This window comes from Okeania sp. SIO2B9 (assembly GCF_010672505.1).
GTDB classification, from domain to species: Bacteria; Cyanobacteriota; Cyanobacteriia; order Cyanobacteriales; family Microcoleaceae; genus Okeania; species Okeania hirsuta.
In genome coordinates this window covers 1-7,823 of the sequence record NZ_JAAHGK010000194.1, presented here as the reverse complement: position 1 = coordinate 7,823, position 7,823 = coordinate 1, and the positions used below count along the sequence as shown (strand labels likewise).

Genomic DNA, 7,823 nt, shown 5'->3' with positions numbered 1-7,823 from the left:
TGGAGACAGGAGACAGGAGACAGGAGGAAAATTACATGGGGATTCGCTCCCCCAAGTAATGCGTGAACACCCCCGTTGACGGTGGGGTATTAAACCCACAAAGAAAATGATAAATATTGAAAAAAAAACAAATGATCTCAAATCCGTTTGATTGGACATCAAAAAAATCAGGACTTATATCATGTTCGGATAATCAGTTATAATAAACCTTCTGCCTTCTAAACTTGCTCTTTCCCTTCTGCCTTCTGCCTTTAGTCCACAGATATTATAAGTATTCAACCGAACATGATATTACGCAGTACCGCTATATACAGTGATAATTCCAGATATATCCACTATAATTAGTGCTGTTGCGTAAGTCCTGAAAATGCTCAAATCGTCATAACTACTAAATCTTTGTGATTCTCTCGCCTCCTGATCTCAAATTTGCTTAATTCGGTATAAAAAAATATTCCATCTGAGCACCATTGCCAAATCTTTCTTGATCTCCCCACCCTCCCCACACTATGAATCTAATTACACCAATGCTACCAGATTTTATATAACTCCTGACTCCTGACTCCTACTTCAAAAGATTTTATACCGATCACGACAGTAGTCATATCATGTCCGGTAGCAATTCATGTCCGGTCGCAATGACTTCTTACCCCCTCGCGGTCTCAAATGCTGATTTTTGATATTTTTATCCCTTCTTCTCCTCACTTATTATATCTATTCAGGATTTCTTTGGCATAATCATAATTGATTCCTACAGCGATTTGCTCGGCAACGCGAACGCGAACGCACTATTTTTTATACCAAATTCACGCAAAGGCAGTTACATCTTAATTTGTGATTTATTCCTAAAAGAAAAAATTATAAATTCCATAAATTCTCAAATTTCCACCTTTTTTCCTCTTTAATATTTATGTTTTTCTTTCTCTGTTCCCTGTTCCCAGTTAAGTGTTCCCTGTGTCGTCACGCTTTGCAATATTTTATGAAATTGGTATTAGAGTCTACCCTAAGGAGAGTTCCCAAAGTAATACCAAATTCAAAAAAGGTCGTTACAGTATTAATCTCTAAATTCCGACCAGCAGAGAAAACCACTGTAGCAATATTTTATGAAATTGGTATAAGTGCCATCTTCTGGATTCTACAGAATCTTGACTTTTAAGGTACTTTTGTCTGAGTTCAAATGAACTCAAATGCGGAGCTAGATAAGCTTTCTTGGCCATTCAATTTATCCAGGTTATCTTCCTTGATGATAAAATGGTTTTGACAACCGGATTTAGTATTACTCTTCAAAGTTTTGAACTAGGAATTAAGCTGTTTTATGGTGGATTTCATCTATGAGATTTCTAATTTTAAATCTCATTCGATTAACTGCTTTTTTCATGGGTTGCTTGGTTTTAGATTTAGCCTTCGTTAATAAGCGAGATTAAATCATCTACAGTGATAGCAAAGTCTTTGAATTTTACCAATGTCACCGGAACCTATCCATCCTCCATTTATATTGTCATCTCCCTTGCCACCAATAATGACATCATCACCAAGACCGCCATCTATTGTGTCATTACCCCTAGCTGCTTTTTTCATGGGTTGCTTGGTTTTAGATTTAGCCTTCGTTAATAAGCGAGATTAAATCATCTACAGTGATAGCAAAGTCTTTGAATTTTACCAATGTCACCGGAACCTATCCATCCTCCATTTATATTGTCATCTCCCTTGCTACCAATAATGACATCATCACCAAGACCGCCATCTATTGTGTCATTACCGCCACCACCTTCAAGAGTTTCTTTTTCATCTGAACCATTTATTTCATCATTTTTGAATAATATAGATGTTTTTTATTTGATCAGGATTGTAAAGCCTATTTAGAAGAAAATTAAAGAGTCAAGCAGAAAATTTATCAAATCTTTACTTTGTAAATATATATTAATATCTGGGATAATTAAGCTCTAATACAAGATCAGATTTTTCAACCCACATATAATCAAAAAGAACTTTCCTCTGTAACTTTTGTGGAAAGAAAGTATGTAAGATTTTTGTTAAAGATTTTTTTAGAGGCAAAAAGGGGAAATCGTTTTCTAGACAAAAATTATAGGATGCAGGAATTGTTGATTTATCCTCTATTTAACAAAAGAAGGATTAATACCGAATCCGAGAAGAAGTTAAAGTACCACTTATAAGTGACTAAGGGGAGAAAGAAGTTCAACAATTAATAATTAATAATCACCTCTTCTGAAAACGGGTAGGATTGGCGAACATAATTTTTTTGATTTATTTATGCTAAAAAATAAGAGGTTTTAAGCCTTAATTATTCGATCGAGAAGTATCAGAAAGTATAGGACAGGATAAAATTTTTGATCGCTAACTAAGCGGATATGATATTACTATCAAAATCAAATTAAGAGCTAATAATAATTATTAATGATTGCGTAAGTAACTCAATCTATTCTGCTAATAGTAGATAATCCTTCTACAATTACATGGGGAGTATAACAAGAACCATTCCATTCGCCGTCATTTCCCAATGTGACTAATTGCTTTAATGCTGTATAGACATTACCAGCAACCATTGTATTTTTAACTCTACCAACTACTTCACCATTTCTCACACGATAGCCAAGTTCAACATTAATCGAAAAGTCACCAGAAATACCAGCACCACCACCCAGAATTTGGTCTACTATAATTGCATCATCTAACATAGTCGTTGATTCCTTTAGCGATCGCTCTCCTGGCTTAACTATAAAATTAAATAATTCTGGTGTAGGGTAGCTACCTAAATCTGGTCGGAACCCATTACCAGTAGTCCCACTCCCCAATAATCTGCCAGTAGTTCGGTCTGTATAAAACAATTGTAAAATGCCGTTTTGAATAAATACTATAGAACGAGCAGGAGTACCCTCATCATCAAAAGGACAACTAAACGGTCCTTCCTCTGGTTCTTGGGAAATAGTAATATGTTTGTTAGTAACAACTTCCCCTAAGCGATCGCTCCAAGGAGAAGCACCTTCCAAAACTTGTTTGCCATTCAAAGCAGCAGAGAAAGTACCCCATAATAAATCTGCAGCTTTAGCCGTAAATAGAATAGGTACTCTACCTCTAGGAGGTATAACATTTTTTTGTGCCCAATCTAATCGTTGCAAGATTCTATTTGCTACTTTCCTGGGGTCAAGACCATTACGCTGAATTTGGCCATCAGATATATTTAATAAGTCGTCACCTCTGACCCAATCAGTTTCTACATAACCACTAAGGGTGGTATCTATATGATGACAATCTAGTCCTAGGGAATTAACTAAACGAGTAGATTCAATTTCGCAGTCCCATTCTCCATGACAAATCACATCTGGATAAACTTCTCGAATTAATGTGATCGCTTCTTTTCCCCAAGTTACAAGTTGTTCAACTGATATAGATATTCCTTGGTTAGGATAATATCGATTTTTCGCTTTCGAGGATAGTTCAATATATTCTGGTTGATTAAGACTACTTATAGACAGGGCAAGTTCTACTAAAGCTTTAGGTTCCACTGGCCCATGAGCTACAGCTATTCCTGGACATCCATTTCGCCAAAGTCGGAGCGCTATACCCTCTGACTGAGTGCTTTCTAGTTGTTTGAGTCGATTGCTTTCAAAAAATACGGGCCGGGAGTGTGATCGGGCTTGAAATACCTCTGCTGCCTCAGCTCCTGCTTTGGCAGCTACTTCTAGCAGTTGTTCTGCTAATTGGGTCATAAAATTCTGTTTGGGATTTATGATTTTGGACAATAGAGTTGTTAGTAGGATTTTACCAACGTCCAGTACCCAAAACTTAACTAGATATTAATTTCTTGCAGCAACCAAAAACCAGCAAACGATTCAGATTCTGGATTTGACTGTACAGCCAGAAAATGAACTTGTTTGACTTTCGACTTTGCTTCGGAAAATCTTTTAGCTTCCTCAATAGTTGATGAATTAGCTAGATTAGCTAAAATCCAACAATCATTACCTCCAGTTTCTAGAAGCAATCTAGCTGGGGGACCTGAATTAAATTTGACAAAAGCTAATTCTAATCCTGACATCCAAGCGGCTAAAGGTTTTGCCCTAGATGAATAAATAATTAAACCTGGAATCTGTAAATTGGGTGCAAGACCCATCATGCTCAGGGGAAAAGCTTCTTCAAAATCAATGTCCCACTCTGACATTTCTGCAAAAGCCTCAGCTTCTAAACTAACAAATGCCCATTTTTCTCCAATTAAGGCATCTGGTAGAGGTTGTGGTGCGGGACTCATGTATTGAATTGAAGGATTTGTTCCTGCTTGATAACTAGAATAAGTGGGATAAACTTCTTCCATTCGTTGTTGTAGCCACTGGTTGAGTGTGTAGGTGCGACGACTTAGAACCGCAGGTATGGCCATTTCTGCACAAGCTTTGGTAATCATGTTGTTCATTTGACGGCGGAAGAAGCGAATTTTTTGAGGTGCTTCTGGAGCATCAGCGATCGCTTTTTCAATGGCGCTCCGTAGCCAAATTGAGTTTACCTCTTGGTTACTTGTAAACTCAGAGTAACGATACAAAGAGTCTGTAGGATGATTAATATCTAGGGGACTTTCGCATATTAAGAGTTCCCAGAGTTTTTTTTGTCTTTCATCAAGTATTGGACGACTGTAAAAGTCTAGTTCCCAAATAGTTCCCATGCCTTACTCTTAAATTGATAGTACAGTTATTCTAAGCTATGGCAGGAAGGTATTATATCAGGCATGATAAATGTTTGTTACAAATACTTAGGGGACCTCTATCAGTCAGTAGTCAGCATTCAGCAGTCAGGAGAATATGTTCTTATATTATCTCCGGTTGAATAGTTGTAAATCACGAGGGAGTCATCAGGTAGGGTTGCCGTCGGTCAGGCAAAGTAAAGTCAAGAGTAAACAGAAGAAGAGGAGAAAGTTTGTCGTTCATCGCGTCAGCGGAACGGAGTTCTATCGGGACTTTAGCAAAAAAATAATTAAAAATAGCCTTAAACCCTTGCTGTGTAATGCTTTAACGTCAAAATAGCCTATTTCTTGATATATCTAGAGTTTGAGCCATTTTTAGCCCCTTGCTAGGGTTGAGTTTTAAGCCATTTTCACTGTCAAAAATATCAAAGTCCCGCTATCCAAATTGATATTACTTTAATTTGATTATTGGCGTTGCATCATCATGGGATGATTTTGATATGTGTCAAAAAATTTGTTTTAATCTATCAACATTTTCAGATGGGTGCAAATGTGATTATCATCCCGCAATTATACAACGCCTGATTATTTGTAATATGAAACATCAAAAATAATTCTACAGTTATTTCACAAAAGCTGAAATAAAAGTTGAGCAAGACGAGATAGTTAAACAACAATTTTACATGAAATACAAGTAATTATGCAATTTTCCAGTCTCCCAATCTCCCAATCTCCCAATCTCCCTAATCAATCATCTGTAGGAAGTATTAATCTATATTCATATAATATTCTTTTTAAAAATTAAAATATCAATTTTCAATTTTCGTACTAAAAAAAATAAGAAGCCTCAAAAAGACTCCTTTCCTTAATAGTATTTACAAACAAAAAAGGTTTTTCAGCGGATGGAAATAATCTATGCTGGGACATTTATTAATACTCTAGAGTTTTGTTTACGAGAACTTAACCAGTCTCCACGAGTCTGAAATACTTGAGAACGAGTTAATAGCATTAATTCTAAGTCAGGCATTTCTTCTCGACATCGTGGACAATACCAGTAAATAGTATTATGACGTGCATGGCGTAGTAATGTTGTAGAGCAACAAGGACAAGTGTGCATAATATACCTCAAATTTATTTGAAAAATATGACAAGATTTAACAACAAACCCCTAACAAATAACTGATGATTTTATCAGGGTAATTAAATATGAATAAATTATTGAAGCCTTGTATCTATATAGATAGGTTCAGCTACAAAAATCATAAAAATTGTGTTAAAAAACTTGAAATAAGCTTCTTTTAATTAACTTATATCTTCGCTATCTAGTGAGTAAACTTTGTAAAAACAAAATAAACTAAGCACTATTAAAAGCTGAAAAATCAATGGATATGTCTTCAGAGGTGTGCTTATAAATTAATGCAGAACTCGCAGAAAGAGTTAATAGAATGATATAAACTGATTGCACTTCTCTTATCTCCAAATGCCAATTTGATATTTATATCTCAGCTTTTAGGTCAAGTTGCTAACCTTGCCAATTAAGGTAATCTATAAATATGAAGAACTTGTGAAGATAGAGAAAAATGTCACAAAAGTTGACACTATAATAGCAATCCTAAATCGTTTGTAAAAAATCAAAAATATATCGAAAGTCTGAAACTCTTATCCCTAGTTCCCTATGCCTTTTTCTCTAGTCCCTGCCTATTCCCTTTTTGCCAGATATTTTTACACAACCGTACCAAGGAATGCTAAATCTAGATTTATATCTATGGAATAAAAGGAACACCTTAATTGATAGTAGGAAAGAAGGATGTATAGCAAATATTATTAGACTATTGGACATCTGACAGTAGTTTGCGACTTAATACAGGTATTTTTCCGAAATATAGCAGTCTCAGGAAAGCTTAGGACATATCAAAAGCTTAAAGCTCAGACAACGAAAATTTTTCCTTCTTTTCTCTCCTAGATAACTAAAGCCTTCCTTATTTCTTCTTCCTTCTGCTATATCTACTCTTTGAAACCATGGATTAGCTTCTATTCTGATTAAAGATTTCAAGCAGCAAAATATACTATTTTTTACTTTAAGACAGCAGGAAAAAATTATAATTTTCTTTCATAAGTAGGAATTGGTATTAGTTCAATACCGGGACTTTAGCAAAAAATGGTTTAAAAATAGTTTTAAACCCTTGCTGTATAATGCTTTAACGTCAAAATAGCCTCTTCCTTGATATATCTAGGGTTTGCGCTCAAAAGTCTTATGGGTGAGGGTAGGAGACAGGAGACAGGAGACAGGAGAAAAGGGTCGGGAGCGAGGAAGTAGGAGTAAGAATTTTCCCTTGATTTTTCTGCCCAACTCTGGCCGAAAATGCTAATTTTTTGAACCATTACGACCTAAAAGCTTGGAATTTTTCTAACTAAAAAATGCTAAAACCTTTATCTGTCAATGCTTTTAGATTTAATCAGTAAGCCCTATCTAGTTTTGAGCCATTTTTAGCTAGAGCAACGTATTTTCCTTGCTACCGTTGAGTTTGAAGCTATTTTTAACCTAAAAAATATCAAAGTCCCGATACTAGCATGAGTAACTAGAAAATCAGAAAAATCTTAACTGGGTATTTTAGTGTAGTATCTGAGTAAATTCTCTAGGATAGATATAATTTTTGAATACACATAAAAATCATTAAAGTTCAGTAATACTTCTGTTGAAGCATAGGTTTTTACTATTTATGATGATATTAGAACATCTACAATACCTGAATAGGTCATTATTTATAGATGTAACTTTTAGATTTATTCAAAAACATCGCAATATGAACTAACCTATCAACTATGAAAGATAAATTGACTCAAACTAATGTAGCTAGACTTCTAGGAGTATCTTTTCAGAGGATTCATACTCTGAGAATTAGGAATAAAATAAAGTTTTTTTGGGATGCAAACTTAAAGGCTTGGGTCACATCAGAGGAGCATCTTCAAAAATATCTAACTGAGAGAGGAAAAAGAGTAAATTTATCATCTCTTGAAGAAGGAGACAGGAGACAGGAGACAGGAGACAGGAGGAAAATTACATGGGGATAGTCAACGACCTGCCGCTCCGCGTCTACGCTCCCCCAAGTAATGCGTGAACACCCCCGTTGACGGTGGG

7 protein-coding genes are annotated in these 7,823 nt (G+C 35.5%); 2 read left to right on the top strand and 5 right to left on the bottom strand.

The genetic code is table 11. From position 1 onward, the window contains the following. Positions 1 to 1,422: 1,422 nt before the first annotated feature. From F6K13_RS09430 to F6K13_RS09415, 5 genes are all read right to left on the bottom strand, one after another. Entirely contained in the window at positions 1,423 to 1,575 is a 153-nt protein-coding gene (locus F6K13_RS09430; protein WP_287287274.1) for a hypothetical protein, read from the bottom strand. Between the two features lie 47 nt (positions 1,576 to 1,622). Next, positions 1,623 to 1,820 (bottom strand): hypothetical protein, encoded by a 198-nt coding sequence (locus F6K13_RS35005; protein WP_353735649.1) that lies wholly within the window; start codon positions 1,818 to 1,820, stop codon positions 1,623 to 1,625. Between the two features lie 609 nt (positions 1,821 to 2,429). Continuing rightward, positions 2,430 to 3,725: a TldD/PmbA family protein gene (locus F6K13_RS09425; protein ID WP_287287272.1), complete on the bottom strand. Its 1,296-nt coding sequence runs from the start codon at positions 3,723 to 3,725 to the stop codon at positions 2,430 to 2,432. A gap of 80 nt (positions 3,726 to 3,805) precedes the next feature. Beyond that, positions 3,806 to 4,666, bottom strand: coding sequence for a Tab2/Atab2 family RNA-binding protein (locus F6K13_RS09420; RefSeq protein WP_124155560.1), 861 nt, complete (start codon positions 4,664 to 4,666; stop codon positions 3,806 to 3,808). Between the two features lie 931 nt (positions 4,667 to 5,597). Beyond that, positions 5,598 to 5,801 carry a hypothetical protein gene (locus F6K13_RS09415; RefSeq protein WP_124144884.1) on the bottom strand — a complete coding sequence of 68 codons (204 nt, stop codon included), beginning with the start codon at positions 5,799 to 5,801 and terminating at the stop codon, positions 5,598 to 5,600. A gap of 1,120 nt (positions 5,802 to 6,921) precedes the next feature. Between F6K13_RS09415 and F6K13_RS09410 the strand changes: the two genes are divergently transcribed. Beyond that, complete coding sequence (locus F6K13_RS09410) at positions 6,922 to 7,053, top strand: hypothetical protein (protein WP_275670368.1); 132 nt, start codon at positions 6,922 to 6,924, stop codon at positions 7,051 to 7,053. A gap of 454 nt (positions 7,054 to 7,507) precedes the next feature. Next, a complete protein-coding gene (locus F6K13_RS09405) occupies positions 7,508 to 7,756 on the top strand; it encodes a hypothetical protein (RefSeq protein ID WP_287287271.1) in 249 nt (82 codons plus the stop codon). The last annotated feature ends 67 nt before the right edge of the window (positions 7,757 to 7,823 follow it).